Raw genomic sequence first — 20290 nt, 5'->3', positions numbered from 1 at the left:
GATCAGTTATATTTCAATAATAATTGGTAAAACCATAGGCTTTCGTTTAGTTTGGTTAAATAAATATTGTCCTACTGCTCTTTTGATTTCACGTCGTAGAACATGGATTTGCTGTCTGTTTTCTTCTTGTAGTTCTACAACGATTTCTTTGGTAAGCACATTGACCTTATTCAACAGCTCCTCGAAATCCTTCGCATAAACAAAACCACGGGATATGGTATCAGGTTCTGAAATAAAAGCACCATCTACTTTATTGAGTGTTAAGACGATGACAAGCATTCCGTCTTCTGAAAGCTGCTTGCGATCACGAAGGACAATGCCTTCAACTTCACCTATGCCGATTCCATCAACATACGTATCACCTGCTGGAATTTTACGAGTTTGTCGTGCCTTCGAGTTTTCAATATCAACGACATCGCCGTTTTTCATAATAAAGGTATTCCCTTTTTGGACTCCAACCGCTTCTGCTAATAAGCGATGCTGGTGTAGCATGCGGAATTCACCATGAATAGGGATGAAAAATTGTGGCTTCATAAATGTTAGCATAAGCTTCAGATCTTCTTGATGACCATGTCCTGAAACATGCATGCCTGTATGGCTGGAAGATCCATAAATAACTTTTGCACCAAGCTGAAACAAATTATCCACAATCCGCGATACACCCTTCTCATTGCCTGGAATTGGGGAGGCCGCTAAAATAACCGTATCATCTGGAAGAATTTTCACTTCACGATGGTTGCCATTTGCTAAACGGGCAAGCGCAGCTAGAGGCTCGCCTTGGCTACCTGTGCAAAGTACCACGACCTCCTCTGGTGGAAGGTATTTCACTTCTCGTGCATCAATTAACATATCTTCTGGAACAAATAAATAGCCCCGTTCTATCGCTACATCAACAACATTGACCATGCTGCGTCCCAATAAAGCTAACTTCCTATTGGTAGCAATAGCTGCATGTACGATTTGTTGGATACGATTAACGTTTGAAGCAAAGGTCGAAATGATTACTTTCCGTTCAGCATGTAAAAAAGCATCCTCAATATGGTGACCAACAAGCTGTTCAGAAGGTGTCAAACCTGGCCTCTCTGCATTCGTACTTTCCGAGATAAGAACGAGCACTCCTTTTGAACCAATTTCAGCCATTTTATGAATATCGGCAAATTGATTATTAACGGGTGTTAAATCAAATTTAAAATCGCCAGTATGGACTACGTTCCCTTCAGGAGTGCCCATTACGATTCCTAAACAATCAGGTATACTATGATTAGTTCTAAAGAAACTAATATCCATTTGTCCTAAATGTAGAGCGGAGTCAGCGTGAATTTCAATTAAATCGGTTTCTCTTAACAGCTTATGTTCTTTGAGCTTTAATTCGATAAGCCCTAGAGTAAAACGAGTAGCATACACAGGCACATTCAATTTTTTTAATAAATAGGGGATACCACCGATGTGATCTTCATGACCATGCGTAACAATTAGAGCCTTCACTTTTTCTTTATTTTCCAGTAAATAAGTAATATCAGGAATAATTAAATCAATACCAAGTAAGGTTTCATCTGGAAATTTTGCTCCGCAATCAATAATGATGATGTCATCTGCATATTGTACTACATACATATTTTTTCCAATTTCATTAATGCCTCCTAAGGCAAATATGGATAATAACTGTTTACTTGTGGACAACGTATTCCCTCCTATAGCTCTCCTTTAACTATAGGTAGTATAGCTTTTAGCATTTCATCCTATACGAAAACAATAATGCTACTAATTGTATTTCACGAAATGGGGTAAATCATTGTCTAATTTTGTGGCATATACATAGGGATTGGTTAGAAATCATGCTCAATTTATTCATGATGCACTTTATCCCTCAAAAAAAGGTGATATGCAATTTGCCCAGACAAGCGAACAGGATTAAACATAACAAGAGGCTATCTATTTTGGTTTACAACTATAGATAGTCTCTTTCGTTAGGGATGAATCACTACTTCTGTACCAATAGGGACGATGCTGGCAAGCTCTTCAACATCTTGATTTTGCATTCGTATACAACCATGTGAAACAGCATGCCCAATAGAGCTAGGATCATTTGTGCCATGAATTCCATAATGTTCTTTAGAGAGACTCATCCACATCGTTCCAAAAGGACCACCAGGGTTTGGAGCTTTATTGATGATAATAAAACTGCCTACTGGTGTTTCATGAAGCATGCGTCCGACTGCGATAGGGTATTGTTTTTGAAGGATATTATTTCTATATAAACGTAGCCAGCGATTATTGGTAGATATTTCGATACGGTAAGGAATTGTATCGGGATTTGGCAAGCCCGGGATGACAATTTGTTGACCAATAAAAAGATGATCAGGCTGGATTCCTGGGTTAGCAGCAATAATGGATGCCAACGGAGTACGATAGTCCTGAGCAATTTGAGTCAGTGTTTCTCCAGCTTTAACTGTATGAATCAATCATTATTCCCTCCTCTGCAAAGGTTTATGATTTTACTATATGCTTCAAAAGATTTGATATTGAATCACAACAAGAAGCAGAGAAATTAGTGAAAAGTGAACGCGATCAATATATCTCCTTTACGGATAGTAGGGGCATCTACCTTGAATTGCACACAAAGCATGTACGAGTGATTCAAATAGCTGAATATCATCGAATGGATAAAGGTGCAAAAGGGAGTGACACATAATCTGTCCAGCTTTACACACATTATAGAGAAAGGAGTGTGACAGAAATGGACATGAGTAAAGTACCACATGAAAAGAAAATGTTTATGAATTTAAATAGCAAGGACAAACCTGACATGGTTGAATCAGATACAATTAGTCTTTTCGATTTGCATGAAGATATGCAAACTGTCGACGCCATTCCAGTAGAGGAGCTCAATAAACGAGTAAAAAGAGAAGGCGATGAATTAATTGAAATGCAGCCAGATGAATTGTAGGAGGTAAAACGCTATGAATCATGAAAAAGAAGCCCATTTTACATCTGCGGGCACGAATATTAATGAAGTAAAGCAAAAAAATGCAGATGCAGGATTATCCTATAATGAGGTAAAGGCATTGTTAGCTAAAAGTGGAGGGCAGGGAACGGCCATTTATAGTGACACAGATATAGAAGAAGTAAAGCAAGATATACACAAGCACCAACAATAAGCGTAGTGGGAGGAGTAAGTATTGAATGCTCTTCCTTTTTTTATTTTACAATGGTAGGTAAAGGAGGTGCAGGAACATGTCAACTGGAGAAGAGAGCTGTCCATTATGTGGGGGAGAAAATCATTGTGGAGTAGCAAAAGGTGAAAAAGAGTGCTGGTGTATGACGGTGCACTTTCCAGAAAAGCTATTAAATGCAGTGCAAACGGAGCAAAGGACATGTATTTGTCCAATATGCTTAGATACATATAGGAAAGAACAAGGATAATTTTTACGATGAATGAGGCTGTAAATATGGAGTCATTGGTACAATTGTCTATCGCACAACAACCTAGCGGGCATACATTACTCTGAAAGGAGTGTGTCTTATGGCTAAACCAATTGAACTCAGTAATGTAACAAAGGCATATTTAGAGGAATATCAGCGAATCCTCAAAAAAATGATGCAGGGCATGACCTATGTAACGATTACTTGTAGTATTTCTGAAAATTTTATTAAGCAAATTATCCCTCATCAAGTTGCAGCAATTCAAATGTCCGAAAACGTTTTACGCTATACAACGAATATCCCTGTACAAAATCTTGCATTAGAAATTATTCGAACTCACACAGAAATGGTTGAGAGTCTTGAAGCGATACAAAATCGATGTTGTGTCGTGCAAAATTCAGAGTATGAATTATACGAGTATATGTGTGCTTATAAAGAAATTACAGAAGCTATGTTCAATGCAATGTGTGCACCACCAGTATCGAATAGCATTAATATCAATTATCTACGAGAAATGATTGTCCATCATCAGGGTGGTATCCGTCTGGCACAAAATGTGCTGAGATTCTGTATTTGCCAAGAATTAATCCCTATTTTACGTTGTATGATTCAAACACTTTGTGAGCAACTAGAAGTTATGGAAAAGTTACTGGATAGCTTACAAAATTGTGATTGCGAATGCTAACACTTTATGTGAAACGCTAAAGTCAGACATGATTTTAGCGTTTTTTCTGTGTAAAAATAGTGTTTAACAGGGAAAATGAGAAATTGTCAATAAAGTGGACAAAAGAATAAGACGGTGTAAAGAATTTTTTGAAAATCTATTTTTGTATTAGTGTTGTTGGTAAAATATATATGTTTTATTAGTTGAAGGTAATGAAGAAAGATCTATAATTCGTTTTAAAATATTGGTAATTTTTATTTACTTTATTACAAAAGGAGTGGTAACAATGTTCAAAAGGAAGAAAATAAATCAAAATTATGATTATTTCTCAGCTGCGAAAAATTCAGATATTGAGGCTAATGAACGCTTTAAAGAAAAGCTAGATTTTCTTGCTTTATCTAGAATTAGAAGAGAATCTGTTGGATTTTTACGCAAAATCTATGAAAATAATCGCCAACAAATACTCGACAATTTTTATGATCGTTTATTGGAAATTCCAGAATTTAACCAAGTTATCAATACGCATTCATCAGTAGAGCGTTTAAAAGGGCTTTTTGATTCACATTTTATAAGCCTATTTGATGATGAATTAGATTTAGATTATGTATTTAAACGACGTAAAATCGCTTATGTACATGCCCGAATCGGTGTACTGCCGAACTGGATGATTTCTGCCTATACGCTCATTAACCAATTAATCATACCGCTGATTGTCAAAGAGCTATCACGCGATCAAGAAAAAATGCTGGATGTCCTATTGTCTTATGATAGTCTAGTAACGATCGACCAACAGATCATTTTAGAAACCTATATTGAAATTCAGGCTGGCTCTGTTGTAAATGGTTTAGGTGAAATTATTACTTATAATACCCAGTTAGATACGATTAAGGAATTGATTGAATTTCAAGATATTCAGCAACAGGAGATTGTTGCAGCAGATCGATTGATGCACGAGCTAGATGAGAGTATTGAAGAAATCGCCGCATCTGTTGGTGATATTTCAGCCCAAACAAAGCATGCCTTTAAAAAATTAAATCAGGATTTAGAATCGTTACAACAAGTATCATCCATTTTACAAACAACCGATGAAGGTCATAAATCCATGCAGGAGGATATAAAGCGTTTAGTGGAACGTGTCAATAGTGTAGCGAAGCTGATGGAATTAATTAAGCGAATTGCAGATCAAACAAATTTATTGGCTTTAAATGCTTCTATTGAGGCGGCTCGTGCTGGAGAAGCGGGTAAAGGCTTTGCAGTTGTTGCGGAGGAAGTTCGAAAGCTTGCTGATGATACAAGTACATCTGTCAAATCTATACATACAGATATACAGGAGCTACTACATATTACGCATAATATTAGTTCACTAACAACTCAATTTTCACAGGATTTACATCAAGGCGTCACGGATACCTTACATATTTCACAGACGCTTGCAGAGATAAATAAAAGTTTACAGCAGCAAGGAGCTCGCTTTGAGGAAATTGCCACAACGACAAAGGTACAAGCACAATCTGCTACAACTATTTCTGAACGTAACCATACTATCACGGAGAGTATGCAAAAAAGTAAGATCATCGTTTTTGATATGGGCTCGGCTATCTACAAGTTAAGTAAAATGATTGACGGATACCGATCAACAACAATTTCTAAAAATTTTATTATTAGTCAGGAGGATATTATTGAATTAGCTATTACAGACCATTTATTATGGCGCTGGAAAATCTATAATCTACTGCTTGGCTTTGAAACAATGACTGAGCAGGATGTTGGCTCACCACAGGAGTCGCGCCTTGGTGAATGGTATTATGGTACAGGGAAAAAGCTACTAGGTGAAGAGCGTGTCTATGTAGAGTTAGAACAACCATTTATTCATGTCCATGATATAGCTAAAAAGGCGGTACGAGAATATAATATAGGCAATAAAAGGGAGGCTGAAAAATATCTGAAGGAAATTACAGAAGAGTCATATATTGTAATTGAAAAACTAAAGGCCTTAAAGGAAATTTTATTGAACGGGAAAAAACAATATATTCACTAAAAATTTGAGAGCAAGCTAATGCTGGGATTAGCTTGCTCTTTTTTTATATTTCTATTGACGAATCAATAGATGGGACACACATAAATGTTACGGTGCGCTGTGTGCTATCATAAAGACACCATTCACGGTGGTCGACAACAGAACCAACATTGACACCATACTGTTTATTTTGTAAGGCAATTGGTTGGCCATAGCGAATACGAATGGGTAGTTTCTTTTGCTGATGATAAAGGCCTGATTCATGACTATGACCAAAGAAAAACAGTGGCTTATGAAAAGGAAGGAATGTTGGCTGCCAGCTTACACTCCATTTAAATTGATGTCCGTGTATTAGTGTCGCACCATCTATCTCTATCGTCTCAGGTAAAGCCTGAAAACGTTCGATGCCAGTGACCTGCGTAATGCGTTCCTCTTGATTACCTCTTATAGAGGGGAAGGTTAGTAATTCTTCAAATTCGCTTTCTACTATGGCTGCCTTTTGTAAAGGTAAGCCAGATAAGGTTTGCGCTTTTTTCTTACTGACGGTGCATTCATATAAATCACCTAAACCAATGATTTTTGCTTCCTCTGCTGTTTGTTGAATATGAGCTAGAACAGCTTTAGTATCTTCTATATTAGAATGTAAATCTCCTAAAAGTGCATAAAGCATGTCAATCCGGCCTTTCCTAAAAATAATCGTACAAATATCATACACCCAATAGAAATTGATAGAAAAGTAAAACGTCTAAGAATATTTCGTTACTTCTACTTCATATTTTGAATGTGTAGAAAAATTGCCATGAAACGCATTGCTTGTTAAAATATAATCATAATTTTCTGAATTTTTAGTAGTTTCATAGTTTCAGACACTATCCAGCATTAAAAAATGAATTTTTGGAGGGTTTATAATGACGATGTACATGACAGATATTCTTGAAAACTATGCTGTGCAACAACCGAATGCAATTGCAACCTTGTATGATGGAAAAAAGTTGAGCTATCGCGATTTTTATCAACGTGTAGAAAGATTTGCAGCATACCTACAAGAACAGGATTTTGAAAAAGATGATGTGATTGCATTATATACGCTCAATTCAGATTTGTTTTTAATCGCTTATTTAGGTGTCCAACTAGCAGGTTTTATTGTGATGCCTATTAACACTAAATTAGCAGCACCTGAGGTTGATTTTATTTTTAATCATTCACAAGCAAAGGGTCTCATTTATGATGAAAGGCTAGCAGAAGCATTGGAGGATGTTGCCTATACATTCCAACATACGATTGGATTTAAAGAAATGAGAAACATTTTTGAAAATGAGGGATGTGAAAGAAAGCTTGTACAATTAGAGGCCCATGATACAGCAGTGGTCATGTATACTTCTGGGACAACAGGTAAACCAAAGGGCGTCATGCTAACACATCAAAATATCGTGGCTACTGCCGATATTTGGTCTTCTTCAATGAAAATGTCTAGCAAGGACAAGATGTTTATTTGTACACCTTTATTCCATTGTGCTGGCCTGCACGTCTTTGCTATGCCAATGTTCTATCAAGGAGGAACAGTTGTTATCGAAGAAGCATTTTCACCAACAAAAACGTTAGCGCAAATTGCCGCAACTGAAGCGACTATTTTCTTTGGTGTTCCATCCATGTATACCATCATTTTAAATACGCCTGGATTTAAGGAACATAGCTTTCATCATTTACGTTTATTATGTTACGGGGCTGCTCCAATGCCTTATGAGCTCGTAAAGCAAGTGAAAGAGGCATTTTCAAATGTAAAGGTTCAAAATCTCTATGGTCAAACCGAAAATTCACCTGCAGCTACCTCTTTATTAGATAGGGATGCATTAACGAAAATTGGCTCTGTTGGGAAGCCATTAGCTCAGACGGAGGTATGCGTGGTTGATAGTGAAGGAAAGTCAGTACCAGCTGGCGAGGTTGGCGAAATTTGTGTTAAAGGGCCACAAGTAATGAAAGGTTATTTGCGCAATCCAGAGGAAACAGCTAGAACGATAAGAGATGGCTGGCTCTATTCAGGAGATTTAGGACGCTTTGATGAGGAAGGTTATTTATATATTGTAGATCGGAAAAAAGATATGATCATCCGTGGAGGGGAAAATATTTACCCGATTGAAGTGGAAGAAGTGCTATATCAAATGCCAGAAATTTTAGAGGCAGCAGTGATAGGATTACCACATGAAGTATATGGAGAGGTGCCAAAAGCATTTATTGTATTAAAGGAAGGGCAGTCACTCGATGAAAAGGCAATATTATCTTACTGCCAAACAAGACTTGCCAAATATAAAGTACCGTATGAAATTGCATTTTTAGTAGAACTGCCGCGCAATGCTTCAGGTAAGGTGTTAAAGCATACATTACGACCTAAAGTGACGACGATTTAAGTACTATCCACGATGCATAGGCATAATTGTTAGCCAGTTTTTTCAAGCTTACTCGCAAGTTTCTGTGTACCTGCCGCTTCGCTTTCCATACAAAAAATTATGTCCTGAAATAAGATAAAATAGGAACGATTATAAAAGTATCGTATAATAGAGTCTACGACAAATTGAATAAATAGAATGGCGAAGGGATTACTCTTCCAATTAGAATAGGAGCGGAATTTGTCTTGTGGACGGGGTATAAACGCCTTTTACTTATAGGCATTTTGATTATTATGTTACTTTCGAGCTGTCAGCCATTTTCACAGCAAGAAGCAGAACAAAAAAATCCATTAACTGTTTTAACGGTAGAATTTAATAGCGGGGCACCTATCCCCAATCTCTATGTCACAGTAACAGATGTACAAACAGGTGATGTAGTAGAGGAAGCGATTGGTTCAGAAGAGGGAGAAGCCGTATTCGCGAAGCTCAAGGCAGGGCGAGAATATACCATTGCAGCAACAACACTGGAAAATAGTACAACAAACGATGGATATACAACAATCGAGAATTTTACGTATGATACAACGAAGCCATACTATCGATTGCAAACACACTTCTCTAGAGACGAGCAGGAATTAGATGTACCTGTTGTCATGCAAAAGCCAGAGCTTCCACATGGCTGTGAAATAACATCACTCACAGCTGTCTTAAATTATTTTGGAATGAATGTTTCAAAGCTTGAAATGGCTGATAACTATTTACCAAAGCAAAATATACGTACTGTAAACAACCAACGTTTTGGGCCAAATCCACATGAGGCTTTTGCAGGGAATCCGCGTGATAAAGCTCATGGTATGTATGTTTTTGCTGAACCTATTGTTAAGGCGGCAGAGGCAGTCATTGCAGATAAACAAGCTGATTTACGCGTGTCAAATATGAGTAATGCCTCACAGGACGAGATTTTACAGCTTGTTCGCGAGGGAGTTCCTGTTGTAACATGGGTGACGCTTGATTTATCGTCACCTAAACGAAATGCAAATAGAGGCTGGATTTTTGAAGGTGAGACAACATCACATGAAGCCTATATGAACTTACATGCAGTTGTCTTGACAGGGCATTTAGGGGATAAAGTAGTAGTAATGGATCCATTAAAAGGTTATGTTACATACAATGTCGATCAATTTTTCAAAAGTTATCGGGAATTAGATCAGCAAGCCGTAGCTATTCATAAATAAATTAGCCATAAATCTTTAGTATGTTACACTAATAAAAAAGCAGAAGTGAGTTGAGTAGAATGGCCATTGAGCACGCTTTTTTACCGGTTTTACTTGGGGATGAGATGAATGCTTATGGCATGGCCAGAGCATTTTACGAAGCCTATGGTGTGAAGCCACTTGCATTAAACCATACGAATATGGAAAAAATTCATCAAAGTGATTTACTGACTTTTCGTGAGGTACCGAGACTTCATATAGACGAAAGATTTGTTACGGCACTTCAGGCTATTGCGCAGGAATTCGTTGATAAAAAATTACTGCTACTAGCCTGTGATGAATTTTATGTCAAAAAAATAATAGAACATAAAGCGGAATTAGCAGAGGATTTCATTATTCCTTATGTAGATGCCACACTTGCTCAGCAGTTATTAACTCGTGAAAAGATGTATGAGCTTTGTGCACAATATGGTTTTCAATTTCCTGCCATGCATGTCTGCACGGTGAATGATTACGAGGACTACGACATGCCATTTGAGTATCCAATTGTCATAAAGCCCATGAATATGACAAAATATGCTACATGTATTTTTCCTGGTAAGAAAAAAGTATATATTGCGTATGATAAGGATGAAAAGGACAGTATATTCCATGCTATTTATAAGGAATCGGCCTATCGAGATGATCTTATGATTCAACAATATATTCCAGGGGAAGATGCGAATATGCTTGTTGTTAATGCCTATATAGGGCAGGATGGCAAGGCAAAACTTCTTGCGGTGGGTAATCCCATTTTAGAAGAGCATTCTCCAGAAGGGATTGGTCGTTATGTAGCCATCATGACAACCTATCATCAGGAATTAATGGACAATGTAAAGACGTTCCTTGAAGCCATACAATTCCAAGGTTATGCTACATTTGATATGAAATATGATGATCGTGATGGTCAATATAAATTGTTGAGTATTGAATTACATAATGAACTTTCCAATTATTATGTGACAGCCAGTGGCTATAACTTCATGCAGTATGTGGCGGATGATTATGTTCGAGGTAGTAAACAGTCGCTAACATACGTGCAAAACAAGCATCTTTGGACCATTGTACCAAATGGTGTACTTTTCAAATATGTACAAAATGAACAGTTAGTCATTGAAGCGAAAAGTTTGATTCGCCAAGGGATGGCTACAGATTCTATTTTTAGTTATAAGGATATGAATGCGAAACGTTGGTTGAACGTTACGCTTGATAATTTAAGCTTTTATCGCAAATATAAGAAATATTTTAATAACAAAGGTCTGTCAAATATATGAAAAAACAAACTTTAGGTATTATCGGTGGCGTAGGGCCACTTGCAACAATGTTTATTGGAGAAATGATTGTAAGACGTACGAAGGCACAAAAGGATCAGGAGCATTTGCATACGATCATTGATAATGATACAAATATTCCTGACCGTACGGCTTTTATTTTAGATAATAAAAAGGATAATCCAGTTCCAGTCATCATTGAGGATGCTAAAAAGTTAGCTTCTGTAGGGGCAAATATGATTGCAATCCCATGCAATACAGCCCATACGTTCTATCATGAAATTGATGAGGGCTCTCCCATTCCTGTATTGAATATGATTCGTGAAACGGCGAAGCGTGCTGCTGATTTAGGAGCAGAGCGTGTTGGAATTTTGGCAACAACAGGAACATTAACATCACGTATGTACCAGGAAGCCTTAGAGGAATATGGCATTACACCAGTTGTTCCAGATAATGAGATGAGAGCCTATGTGATGACCATCATTTATGATTATGTCAAGGCTGGCAAGGATGTTACGTTGGAGGATTGGCAACCAATAGAAGAGGCGATGCTAGCATTAAATTGTGACCGCATTGTCTTAGGCTGTACAGAGCTATCTATTGTTAATAGGGATTTGAAATTAAATGAAATTTATATTGATTCATTAATCGTTTTAGCTGAATGTGCCATTTTGGCTTGTGGCTATGAGCTAGTCGATTAGTCGTTAAATAAATTGAAAAGGATCTGCTTGCTTTTCACGGGTAAGCTACAAGTCTTTAAAGAGTTGTGGTCAAGCTTACTTTTTTCCGTGTTGGGTTAGGCAGATTTTTTATGGAAGGAATCAATGGTTTCCTGAAACGATTGGACAATAGCTTCGTACATATAAAGTAGGAAACGGCGGAGTGTGTTAAACTAGTGTCAAGTAGATAGAAGGTGGGAAATAACATGTCAGTCATTAATTTATTAAAAGAAGAAATACAAGCAAAATGGAATTTTGAAACACCCATGAAAATTCAAGATGAAATGATACCAGCTATGCTTGAAGGCAAAGATATTGTAGCGGAATCGCCAACAGGATCAGGTAAAACATTAGCGTATGTTTTACCATTATTGAATAAAGTGAATGGGGCAAAAAAGCAAACACAAGGACTGATTGTAGCTCCTTCACAAGAGCTTGCGATGCAGATTGTAGAAGTTATCCGTGAATGGACGGCAGGCACAGATATTACAGTTCAACAACTGATTGGTGGTGCCAATTCTGCTCGTCAAATTGAAAAGCTAAAGAAAAAACCAACGATTGTCGTTGGCACACCTGGTCGTTTAAATGAATTAGCACGGGCAGGGAAATTAAAACTAAAAGAAATTGAAACGGTTATTTTAGATGAGTGCGATCAATTACTGAGTCGTGAATACCGTGTTGTCGTCAAATCCTTTATCGAAGGCTCGGCTTTTGGCCGACAAGTCGTTGTTGTTTCGGCTACGATAACGGAGGAAATTGAATTAGTAGCAAGTCGTATGATGTTTGAACCTTTACGTTTTAAAATTAAACCTGAGGATATGTTAAAGGTCGGTAAAGTAGTACATTCGTTTGTGAAAGTAGAAGAACGTGATAAAACAGATTTCCTACGTCGACTCTCACATACAGAAGGCTTAAGAGCACTAGCTTTTGTCAATAATATCGATCAATTATTAATGAAGGAAACAAAACTGCAGTACCGCTCAGCACCAATTGTCACTCTTCATTCCGACATGAAAAAAGAAGAACGAAAAAAAGCGTTAGATGCATTCCGTAAAGGAGATGCCCGTATTTTAATTGCCACAGATATTGCGGCTCGTGGTTTAGATATTGCTGGTTTAACACATGTTATTCATGTTGATGTACCACGAACAATTGAGCAGTATTTACATCGTTCAGGTCGTACAGGTCGTGCGGGCGCAGATGGTGAAGTATTAACGTTATTATCGTATCATGATGAAAAAACGTATAAAAAGTGGACAAGGGAAGTACCAGGCAAGCCTGTGCAAAAAATATGGCATGATGGCAAGCTGATGGAAGGTAATTCTAAAACAATTGGACAAAAGCGAGGGAATTAATATGACGTTTGAAGAAAAATTACAGGCATATGCAGAGCTTGCGGTAAAAGTGGGTGTCAACATCCAACCAGGTCAGTACCTATTAGTCAATACATCGGTAGATGCTTTGGATTTTGTTCGTTTAGTTGTTAAAGAGGCTTATAAGGCTGGCGCAGGACGTGTACATGTGAATTTTTCAGATGACGAAATGGATCGTGCCTATTTTGAACATGCTTCTGACGAGGAGTTTAGTCGCTTCCCTGAATGGGTCGTAAAAATGCGTGATGAGCTTATTGAACGTAAAGGGGCTCTATTATGGATTGATGCAGCAGATCCTGATAATTTGACAGGCATTCCGGCAGACAGATTAGCAACCCACCAAAAAGTATCTGGTGCAGCATTGAAAAATTATCGTAATGCCGTCATGAAGGATTTAATTGCTTGGTCCATTGTTGCGGTCCCTTCACCTAAATGGGCAGCAAAGGTATTCCCCCATTTAACAGAAGAGCAGCAAGTACCTGCCTTATGGGAGGCAATCTTTAAAACAGTGCATATTGGGGAAGGCAATGCAGTGGACAATTGGCGTCAGCATATAGCCAATTTAGAATCGCGTGCACAGCTTCTAAATAATAAAAAGTATGCAAAGCTTCACTATACAGCACCGGGTACAGATTTAACAATTGCTTTAGCACCACAACATAAATGGGTTACGGGTGGCAGTAAAACGCCAGAGGATAATGTCTTTGTTGCCAATATGCCAACTGAAGAAGTGTATACTCTTCCAATGAAGCAAGGTGTAAACGGTTATGTCAGTAATTCAAAGCCATTAGTTTATCAAGGCAATATGATTGATGGCTTTAAATTAACATTTGAAGAGGGCAAAATTATTAAGGCAGAGGCTGAAGTTGGTCATGATTTATTACAAGAACTAATTCAAGTGGATGAAGGCTCAAGCTATTTAGGTGAAGTAGCACTTGTCCCTCACGAATCACCTATTTCAGCGTCAGAGATTTTATATTTCAATACATTATTCGATGAAAATGCTTCAAACCATTTAGCTATTGGTGAAGCATATCCGACTTGCTTAGAAGGTGGTAGAGACTTAGAAAATGGTCAGCTTGAAGCATTAGGAGCAAATATTTCTGTGACACACGAAGATTTTATGATTGGCAGCGGAGAAATGGACATTGATGGTATTTTACCAGATGGTACGGTAGAGCCTATTTTCCGTAAGGGTAGCTGGGCTTTTTAATCTTTAGTCAGAAAGAAAAGGAGGAGAGCAGATGAGACGATTATGGAGCTTAATCGGTGTGACGATATTATCCATGACATATTGGACTTCATCTGCTTTTGCTCAAACGGAAAGCTACGTGGCGATTGGAGATTCATTAGCTGCAGGTCAAACACCTTATCAAGAAATTGATGTAGGGTATAGTGATTTAATTGCCATGAAATTAAGTTCGATTGGACAATTATCGTTTTATACAAAAGAGCTCGCTTTTCCAGGCTTTACAACAGCGAATGTGTTAGACCGAATTCAATCGGAGGAAGCGCAACATTTATTAGCAAACGCCACACTGATTACGGTGTCAGCAGGTGCCAATGATTTATTGCGTCTTGTTCAGGTGAACCCAAGTGCTGGAACTTTAGCTTTTTCACAGTTGCAGACAGATTACGCTTTAAACTTGGCGAGAAAAAATATGACAACGATTTTAGATGAGTTAGTAGAACGTGCACCAAAAGCAAAGGTATATGTCATGGGCTATTATTTTGCCTATCCAACTGTCCATCCGTCACAAAAAGAAGGAACCAATGCACAGCTAGTTAAATTAAATGCGATTTTACAGCAACAGGCAGAGCATGCAGGAGCAGTTTATGTAGATGTCTATGATGCCTTTGGATTGAATGGAACAAGCTATTTACCAAATAGTGCTGACGTCCACCCGAATGCTGAAGGCTATCGTCAAATGGCTAACTCATTTTTACAGGCTTATAGTGGTAGTGATGCTTTACAGATTTCTTCATCAGAATTACCTAAGGCAAATCCTTTGTCATTTGAGGAAATTGTCAAGCAACAATCATCAGCGAAGCCCCAGAAAGAGAAAGTGACACAACAACAGCCTGCTCGTGTTGCTTACGTTATTCAGGGATTCCCAGGTTATCAAGCTTTTATCAAAAACATCTAAATAATCGTTAGCAAAGGCATCTTACCCAATAAGATGCTTTTTTTCTATGAAAGCCAATATTGGATAGAACTACTAAACTGCTAGAGAGCACTAGAGAGGCAATAGTCATGCTAAAATAGAAAGAAGACTAGGAGGTACAACAATGAAAATATTTCATACAGCAGATTGGCACTTAGGAAAACTTGTTCAAGGTGTCTATATGACAGAAGATCAACAGTATATTCTCGAACAATTTATACAAGCGATAGATGAGGAAAAACCAGATGTAATTGTCATAGCAGGTGATCTATATGACCGTTCGATGCCTCCTATAGAGGCAGTCAATTTACTAAATGATGTAGTAGCAAAAATTGTATTAGAGAAGAAGATTCCTGTTTTAGCGGTGGCGGGAAATCATGATAGTGCAGGTCGACTGAATTTCGGTAGTCGTTTAATGAGTGATAGCGGTTTATATATCAAGGGTCAATTTACAAAAAATCATGCACCTATTGTTTTGAATGATGAGCATGGCGAAGTGCATTTCCATCTTGTACCGTATGCAGAGCCGGCTTCTATTCGCAGCATCTTTGAAGAAGAGGCAATCCGCTCTCATCAAGATGCCATGCAAAAAATAATTGAGTATATCACGCCAGACATGGATTCAAGCAAACGTCATGTTTTTGTTGGACATGCTTTTGTAACGAAGTATGGTGAGGAAGAAGCGAATACAAGTGATTCAGAGCGACCGCTTTCCATAGGAGGCTCAGATTGTGTGAGTGCAGCTTTATTTAAACCCTTTCATTATACAGCACTTGGGCATCTACATAAGGCACATTTTGTCTTAAATGAAACCATTCGCTATGCAGGCTCTCCATTAAAATATTCGTTATCTGAGCATTTACATGAAAAAGGCTTTTTAATCATTGATTTAGATGAGCATGGTAATAGCACAGTAACTAAAAGAAAGCTTGTGCCAAGAAGAGATTTACGAGTAGTAGAAGGTCAATTAGAGGATTTATTAAAGCTCACACCAAGTGATGATTATGTATTTGTCAGATTGACGGATACAACTTCGGTGTCTTCGCCGATGGAACGCATTCGCAGTGTGTTTCCGCACGCTATGCATGTGGAACGTAAGGTATTACGACAAGAGGTGTCGCGTGAGCTACAAGTTGTAGAAACGGAAAAACTAGAGGATATTGATTTATTCCGTTCTTTCTTTACCGATATTATCGGTATTCAGCCAGATGAAGATACGGAACGCCTTTTCACAGAGATGTTACAGGAATTATTAGATGAGGAGCGAGAGACAGTAAAATGAAGCCATTAAAGTTAACGATTACTGCATTTGGTCCCTATAAAGACACTGAAGTAATTGATTTTCAAGAACTAGGGGAACATCGATTGTTTGCTATTTCTGGTAAAACCGGTGCTGGAAAAACAACCATTTTTGATGCCATTTGTTATGCCCTTTACGGATCAGGCAGTGGTGAGGATCGTCAGGATACGGCTTTACTGCGAAGTGGCTTTGCTCATGATGATATTTATACAGCTGTAGAGCTCATGTTTGAAATGCATGGAAGGGTCTATCAAATAATACGACAGCCCGGTCATATTAAAGAAAAAAATAAAACGATTACTGGGAAGAAAATAGAGTTAGCTGAAGTAAAAGAGGGAAAGCTTGATTATAGCATTGTAGAGAAGCAGCAAACGCTTGAAGTCGATAAAAAATTGCAGGAAATAATAGGTCTCACAAAAGATCAATTTAGCCAAATTGTGATGCTACCTCAAGGTGAATTTCGCAAGCTATTAACCTCAGATTCTACAAACAAAGAAGTTATTTTGCGGAAAATCTTTAAAACAGACCGCTTTGGTGTCATGACGAAAAAGCTTGATGCTAAACGAAAAGAGGCAGAGAGTGATCTACAACGTGCCAAACAATTAAAAGAACATTTACTTGGTCAAATTGACGGTGTCTTACCACAACGTTCATCAGCGTTATTCACATTAATTGCTGACAAAACGGAAAATTTACATCAACTAAAGCAGGCACTTGATGAGGAGATTATTTACTATACAAAATGTATTGAGGATGAACAGCTACAATATGAAGAAGCTTATAGCCTTCATCAAAAAGAACAAGAATATTATCGATTAGCTAAAACACTGAATGAGCAATTTGATGAGCAAGCGAATCGACAGCAGCGACTACAAATGCTGTTACAAGAGCAGGACGCATATAGCGCGAAGGAGCAGGAGATTGTTTTAGCAGAACAAGCAGAGCGACTTGTGCTACTTGAACAACAATGCATTGATTTACGTGCTGAACTTAATGTAAAGGAACAAGCTTTTCAGCAAGCACAAGTTAAGCATCAGCAAACAGAAGAGCAACTGCAGCGAGCCCAAGAAAAATATAGGGTAGAAGAGGCGAAAGAGCCTGAGCGTCAACAAATTTTGCAGCAGGAATTGCAATTATTAGCGTCATTGCCTAAATTCGAGGCCTATGAAAACAACGTGCAGCAGCTGCAAATAGCTGAGCAGTATGTTGAAACAGCAAAAATGGCGGTGGCTGATAACCTGACGTTATTGGAAAAAGAACAAGAGCAATTGCAGCAATTTTCTCAAACGATGGAAGGCTATGAAAAACAGGTTGAGCCATATGAAAGCTACTTAGAACAGTTACCGAAACTACGTGAACAGGTAGCTTTAGTCAAACAAGCTGAGAAATATAAAAGTGCCGTAGAGTTAGCACAGCAGGACGTAGCTGCCTCAGACATTCACTATCAAGAAAGTAAAAAGGCCCTTCTATTATTGCAGCAACGGTGGCTGACAAGTCAGGCTAGTATTTTAGCGGAACAGCTAAAGGAAGGGGAGCCTTGCCCTGTTTGTGGCAGTATGACTCACGAGAAAACACATAAAGAGCAACTGGAAGTTATTGAACTTGCTCAAGTGGAAACGTTAAGAGTGAAGGCTTCTTCAGACGAGCGTATGTATCTAAAGAAGGCAGCACTTTTGTCATCTACGCAACAGCTTCTTCAAGATACATATCAGCAGCTAGAAGCACAGCATATTAAACAAGAAGACCAAGCACAGCTCATCGCTACTTTACACAAGACGGAGCAAGAGATTGCGAGCTTAAAAGTTGTCCATCATCAACTAGCAGATATGCGATTAAAGCTAAAGCATCAACGTGATAGAATAGAGCAGCTTAGAAATAAACAGATGGAATTAGAGCAATATTTAGCTGAGCACATGAAAGAATGGACAAGATTACAAGCGGTTGTAGAAGAACAGCTCAAGCAGATGCCAGCCAATTTACCAACATTACAGCAATTAAAGCAACAACTTACGGATGTTAGTAAACAGAAAATGGATTTGCAAAAAACATGGCAAGAGAGTCAAGAAAATTTGCATGTCGTAAAAGAAGCGACAAGTAATGCAAAACTAACTGTAGAAATCGCCAAACAATCTTTTGAGGAATTACAGCTCAAAATGAATGAAAAGCGGCAGCAATTTTCAGCAAGCATGCAGGAAATCGGCTTTGACAGCTATGAGGAATACGCAGCTGCCAAACGGAGTGCGAGCCAATTGGAGGCACTTCGCAAAGTATGCAGTGACTATGCTTTACAGGTACATACCCTGAAAATCCAAATAACTGAAGGGGCTATGTATCTTCAAGGGAAAGAGAAGCAAGATTTAGTGATGATGGAAGCAAAAGTAGAACAACTTCGTACAGCGTATGAGGAAGCATTTAAACGTTTGCAACAGATGAATGGTTTTGCACAAGCATGCCAGGGCTTTATAAAAAAAGTAGAAGAAACAGCGAGAGAGCTTCAGTTACTTGAACAAGAAGCTGGTCGAGTAAAGGAACTCTATGGATTATTAAACGGACAAAATTCGAAAAAGCTGTCCTTTGAGCGATACATTCAAATTAATTACTTAGACCAAATTACCGATGCCGCTAATATTCGTCTTTATCACTTATCAAATGGTCAATTTGAGCTTAGACGTTCTGATAGACTAGAAAAGCATGCGAAGCAAAGTGGGCTTGGGCTTGATGTATATGATGCCTATACGGATCAATTACGTGATGTGAAAACATTATCCGGTGGCGAAAAATTTAATGCTTCCTTAAGTCTTGCTTTAGGAATGGCAGATGTCATTCAAAGCTTCCAAGGGAATATTCATATTGAAACCATGTTTATTGATGAGGGCTTTGGCTCGCTTGATGAGGAATCTTTGAATAAAGCAATTGATACATTAATTGCTTTACAGGATTCTGGTCGTATGATTGGCGTGATTTCTCATGTGCCTGAATTAAAATCAGCGATGCCAGCGGTCTTACATGTAGAAAAAACATTGAATGGACATAGTCAAACCCACTTTGAAGTGAAATAAATAAAAGGCGTATTTCCAAAACAAGGGAATACGCCTGCTGTTTATTTTTTTCGAGGAATGGCTGTAGGTGTTGTCCCTTTTTTTGCAGCCATTACTTTTTTCACGATAGGAATAACAATAGGTGCTAATTTTACGGCGGTTTTCACAACATTTGATACTTTCATTCAAAAACAGCTCCTTTTACAATTACTACTACCTGTTTCGCTTAAAAATGAAACATTAACGAATAACACGAACAGCTTGAATAATATTCCATATTACAATTCCTAGTGAGACGATGGCATAAATGGCAAACGAAACGAACCAAATAATCAACATCGTATTATTGCCTGACGTTGGATCCAAATTAAATGTAGAAAAAACAAAGACAATAAAGAACAGAATGCCGAAAACAAAAGGAATTAAATGAGAGATAAGTGCACGAATTGAATGTCTTTTTACGTCACTATCTTTCGTAATAATGTACACAATTAATGGGACGATAAAAGGGGCGAAGAAAATACTTAAATAACTAAAGGCAGATAAAATTTTTTGGTTCTCCATAGTTGTACCTCCTTTTGTAATATTTACGCATGAAAAACAGCAAAGTTTCAAAAAAATAATATATGGAAGAGGTTGTAATCCTTCTATCCTTTGCGTACAATGAGAATGTTCGAATAAAT

General features: G+C 38.0%; 19 protein-coding genes. 14 read left to right on the top strand and 5 right to left on the bottom strand.

Annotation, left to right across the window (positions count from 1 at the left end; genetic code table 11):
* Positions 1-6: 6 nt before the first annotated feature.
* Positions 7-1680, bottom strand: a complete 1674-nt coding sequence (locus MHI04_RS19265) for a ribonuclease J (RefSeq protein ID WP_101966923.1) — start codon at positions 1678-1680, stop codon at positions 7-9.
* 287 nt (positions 1681-1967) lie between these two features.
* Positions 1968-2462: a L,D-transpeptidase family protein gene (locus MHI04_RS19260; protein WP_141905447.1), complete on the bottom strand. Its 495-nt coding sequence runs from the start codon at positions 2460-2462 to the stop codon at positions 1968-1970.
* A 275-nt stretch (positions 2463-2737) separates the two neighbouring features.
* On the opposite strand from MHI04_RS19260, the gene MHI04_RS19255 reads away from it, so the two are divergent.
* From MHI04_RS19255 to MHI04_RS19235, 5 genes are all read left to right on the top strand, one after another.
* Positions 2738-2947, top strand: a complete 210-nt coding sequence (locus tag MHI04_RS19255; RefSeq protein ID WP_058843711.1) for a hypothetical protein — start codon at positions 2738-2740, stop codon at positions 2945-2947.
* Between the two features lie 13 nt (positions 2948-2960).
* Positions 2961-3158, top strand: coding sequence for a hypothetical protein (locus MHI04_RS19250; protein WP_036123382.1), 198 nt, complete (start codon positions 2961-2963; stop codon positions 3156-3158).
* A gap of 76 nt (positions 3159-3234) precedes the next feature.
* Positions 3235-3423 (top strand): cysteine-rich CWC family protein, encoded by a 189-nt coding sequence (locus MHI04_RS19245; protein ID WP_340835234.1) that lies wholly within the window; start codon positions 3235-3237, stop codon positions 3421-3423.
* Positions 3424-3523: 100 nt separating this feature from the next.
* Entirely contained in the window at positions 3524-4108 is a 585-nt protein-coding gene (locus tag MHI04_RS19240) for a DUF305 domain-containing protein (RefSeq protein ID WP_036123376.1), read from the top strand.
* Between the two features lie 265 nt (positions 4109-4373).
* Entirely contained in the window at positions 4374-6125 is a 1752-nt protein-coding gene (locus MHI04_RS19235; RefSeq protein WP_340812154.1) for a methyl-accepting chemotaxis protein, read from the top strand.
* 43 nt (positions 6126-6168) lie between these two features.
* On the opposite strand, the gene MHI04_RS19230 is transcribed toward MHI04_RS19235, so the two are convergent.
* Positions 6169-6774 carry a metallophosphoesterase family protein gene (locus MHI04_RS19230; RefSeq protein ID WP_058843707.1) on the bottom strand — a complete coding sequence of 202 codons (606 nt, stop codon included), beginning with the start codon at positions 6772-6774 and terminating at the stop codon, positions 6169-6171.
* Positions 6775-7012: 238 nt separating this feature from the next.
* Between MHI04_RS19230 and MHI04_RS19225 the strand changes: the two genes are divergently transcribed.
* From MHI04_RS19225 to MHI04_RS19185, 9 genes are all read left to right on the top strand, one after another.
* The gene (locus MHI04_RS19225; RefSeq protein ID WP_082673698.1) at positions 7013-8509 is read left to right on the top strand and encodes a long-chain fatty acid--CoA ligase; all 1497 of its coding nucleotides are present in this window, start codon (positions 7013-7015) and stop codon (positions 8507-8509) included.
* Positions 8510-8733: 224 nt separating this feature from the next.
* A complete protein-coding gene (locus MHI04_RS19220; RefSeq protein WP_036123368.1) occupies positions 8734-9723 on the top strand; it encodes a C39 family peptidase in 990 nt (329 codons plus the stop codon).
* 59 nt (positions 9724-9782) lie between these two features.
* Entirely contained in the window at positions 9783-11015 is a 1233-nt protein-coding gene (locus tag MHI04_RS19215; RefSeq protein ID WP_058843706.1) for a hypothetical protein, read from the top strand.
* Complete coding sequence (locus MHI04_RS19210) at positions 11012-11713, top strand: amino acid racemase (RefSeq protein ID WP_036123362.1); 702 nt, start codon at positions 11012-11014, stop codon at positions 11711-11713. The genes MHI04_RS19215 and MHI04_RS19210 overlap by 4 nt, the downstream gene beginning before the upstream one ends.
* Positions 11714-11937: 224 nt before the next feature.
* The gene (locus tag MHI04_RS19205; RefSeq protein ID WP_036123358.1) at positions 11938-13086 is read left to right on the top strand and encodes a DEAD/DEAH box helicase; all 1149 of its coding nucleotides are present in this window, start codon (positions 11938-11940) and stop codon (positions 13084-13086) included.
* A gap of 1 nt (position 13087) precedes the next feature.
* Positions 13088-14317: an aminopeptidase gene (locus tag MHI04_RS19200; protein ID WP_036123355.1), complete on the top strand. Its 1230-nt coding sequence runs from the start codon at positions 13088-13090 to the stop codon at positions 14315-14317.
* Positions 14318-14348: 31 nt separating this feature from the next.
* Positions 14349-15251 carry an SGNH/GDSL hydrolase family protein gene (locus MHI04_RS19195; RefSeq protein ID WP_036123352.1) on the top strand — a complete coding sequence of 301 codons (903 nt, stop codon included), beginning with the start codon at positions 14349-14351 and terminating at the stop codon, positions 15249-15251.
* A 142-nt stretch (positions 15252-15393) separates the two neighbouring features.
* The gene (locus tag MHI04_RS19190; RefSeq protein ID WP_036123348.1) at positions 15394-16551 is read left to right on the top strand and encodes an exonuclease SbcCD subunit D; all 1158 of its coding nucleotides are present in this window, start codon (positions 15394-15396) and stop codon (positions 16549-16551) included.
* The gene (locus MHI04_RS19185) at positions 16548-19628 is read left to right on the top strand and encodes an SMC family ATPase (protein ID WP_340809519.1); all 3081 of its coding nucleotides are present in this window, start codon (positions 16548-16550) and stop codon (positions 19626-19628) included. The genes MHI04_RS19190 and MHI04_RS19185 overlap by 4 nt, the downstream gene beginning before the upstream one ends.
* A 41-nt stretch (positions 19629-19669) precedes the next feature.
* On the opposite strand, the gene MHI04_RS19180 is transcribed toward MHI04_RS19185, so the two are convergent.
* The gene (locus MHI04_RS19180; RefSeq protein WP_340809518.1) at positions 19670-19792 is read right to left on the bottom strand and encodes a hypothetical protein; all 123 of its coding nucleotides are present in this window, start codon (positions 19790-19792) and stop codon (positions 19670-19672) included.
* Positions 19793-19847: 55 nt separating this feature from the next.
* Complete coding sequence (locus MHI04_RS19175; protein WP_036123342.1) at positions 19848-20171, bottom strand: DUF4870 domain-containing protein; 324 nt, start codon at positions 20169-20171, stop codon at positions 19848-19850.
* Positions 20172-20290 lie beyond the last annotated feature (119 nt).

The sequence above is a fragment of the Lysinibacillus sp. FSL K6-1151 genome (assembly GCF_038630755.1).
GTDB lineage: Bacteria > Bacillota > Bacilli > Bacillales_A > Planococcaceae > Lysinibacillus > Lysinibacillus fusiformis_D.
This window is presented reverse-complemented; position numbering and strand designations above follow the sequence as displayed.

Coding starts and splice junctions, on each gene's coding strand:
- MHI04_RS19240 (WP_036123376.1), top strand. CDS start 3,524: ATGGCTAAACCAATTGAACTCAGTAATGTAACAAAGGCATATTTAGAG.
- MHI04_RS19195 (WP_036123352.1), top strand. CDS start 14,349: ATGAGACGATTATGGAGCTTAATCGGTGTGACGATATTATCCATGACA.
- MHI04_RS19250 (WP_036123382.1), top strand. CDS start 2,961: ATGAATCATGAAAAAGAAGCCCATTTTACATCTGCGGGCACGAATATT.
- MHI04_RS19185 (WP_340809519.1), top strand. CDS start 16,548: ATGAAGCCATTAAAGTTAACGATTACTGCATTTGGTCCCTATAAAGAC.
- MHI04_RS19205 (WP_036123358.1), top strand. CDS start 11,938: ATGTCAGTCATTAATTTATTAAAAGAAGAAATACAAGCAAAATGGAAT.
- MHI04_RS19230 (WP_058843707.1), bottom strand. CDS start 6,774: ATGCTTTATGCACTTTTAGGAGATTTACATTCTAATATAGAAGATACT.
- MHI04_RS19235 (WP_340812154.1), top strand. CDS start 4,374: ATGTTCAAAAGGAAGAAAATAAATCAAAATTATGATTATTTCTCAGCT.
- MHI04_RS19190 (WP_036123348.1), top strand. CDS start 15,394: ATGAAAATATTTCATACAGCAGATTGGCACTTAGGAAAACTTGTTCAA.
- MHI04_RS19245 (WP_340835234.1), top strand. CDS start 3,235: ATGTCAACTGGAGAAGAGAGCTGTCCATTATGTGGGGGAGAAAATCAT.
- MHI04_RS19175 (WP_036123342.1), bottom strand. CDS start 20,171: ATGGAGAACCAAAAAATTTTATCTGCCTTTAGTTATTTAAGTATTTTC.
- MHI04_RS19255 (WP_058843711.1), top strand. CDS start 2,738: ATGGACATGAGTAAAGTACCACATGAAAAGAAAATGTTTATGAATTTA.
- MHI04_RS19225 (WP_082673698.1), top strand. CDS start 7,013: ATGACGATGTACATGACAGATATTCTTGAAAACTATGCTGTGCAACAA.
- MHI04_RS19215 (WP_058843706.1), top strand. CDS start 9,783: ATGGCCATTGAGCACGCTTTTTTACCGGTTTTACTTGGGGATGAGATG.
- MHI04_RS19200 (WP_036123355.1), top strand. CDS start 13,088: ATGACGTTTGAAGAAAAATTACAGGCATATGCAGAGCTTGCGGTAAAA.
- MHI04_RS19180 (WP_340809518.1), bottom strand. CDS start 19,792: ATGAAAGTATCAAATGTTGTGAAAACCGCCGTAAAATTAGCACCTATT.
- MHI04_RS19210 (WP_036123362.1), top strand. CDS start 11,012: ATGAAAAAACAAACTTTAGGTATTATCGGTGGCGTAGGGCCACTTGCA.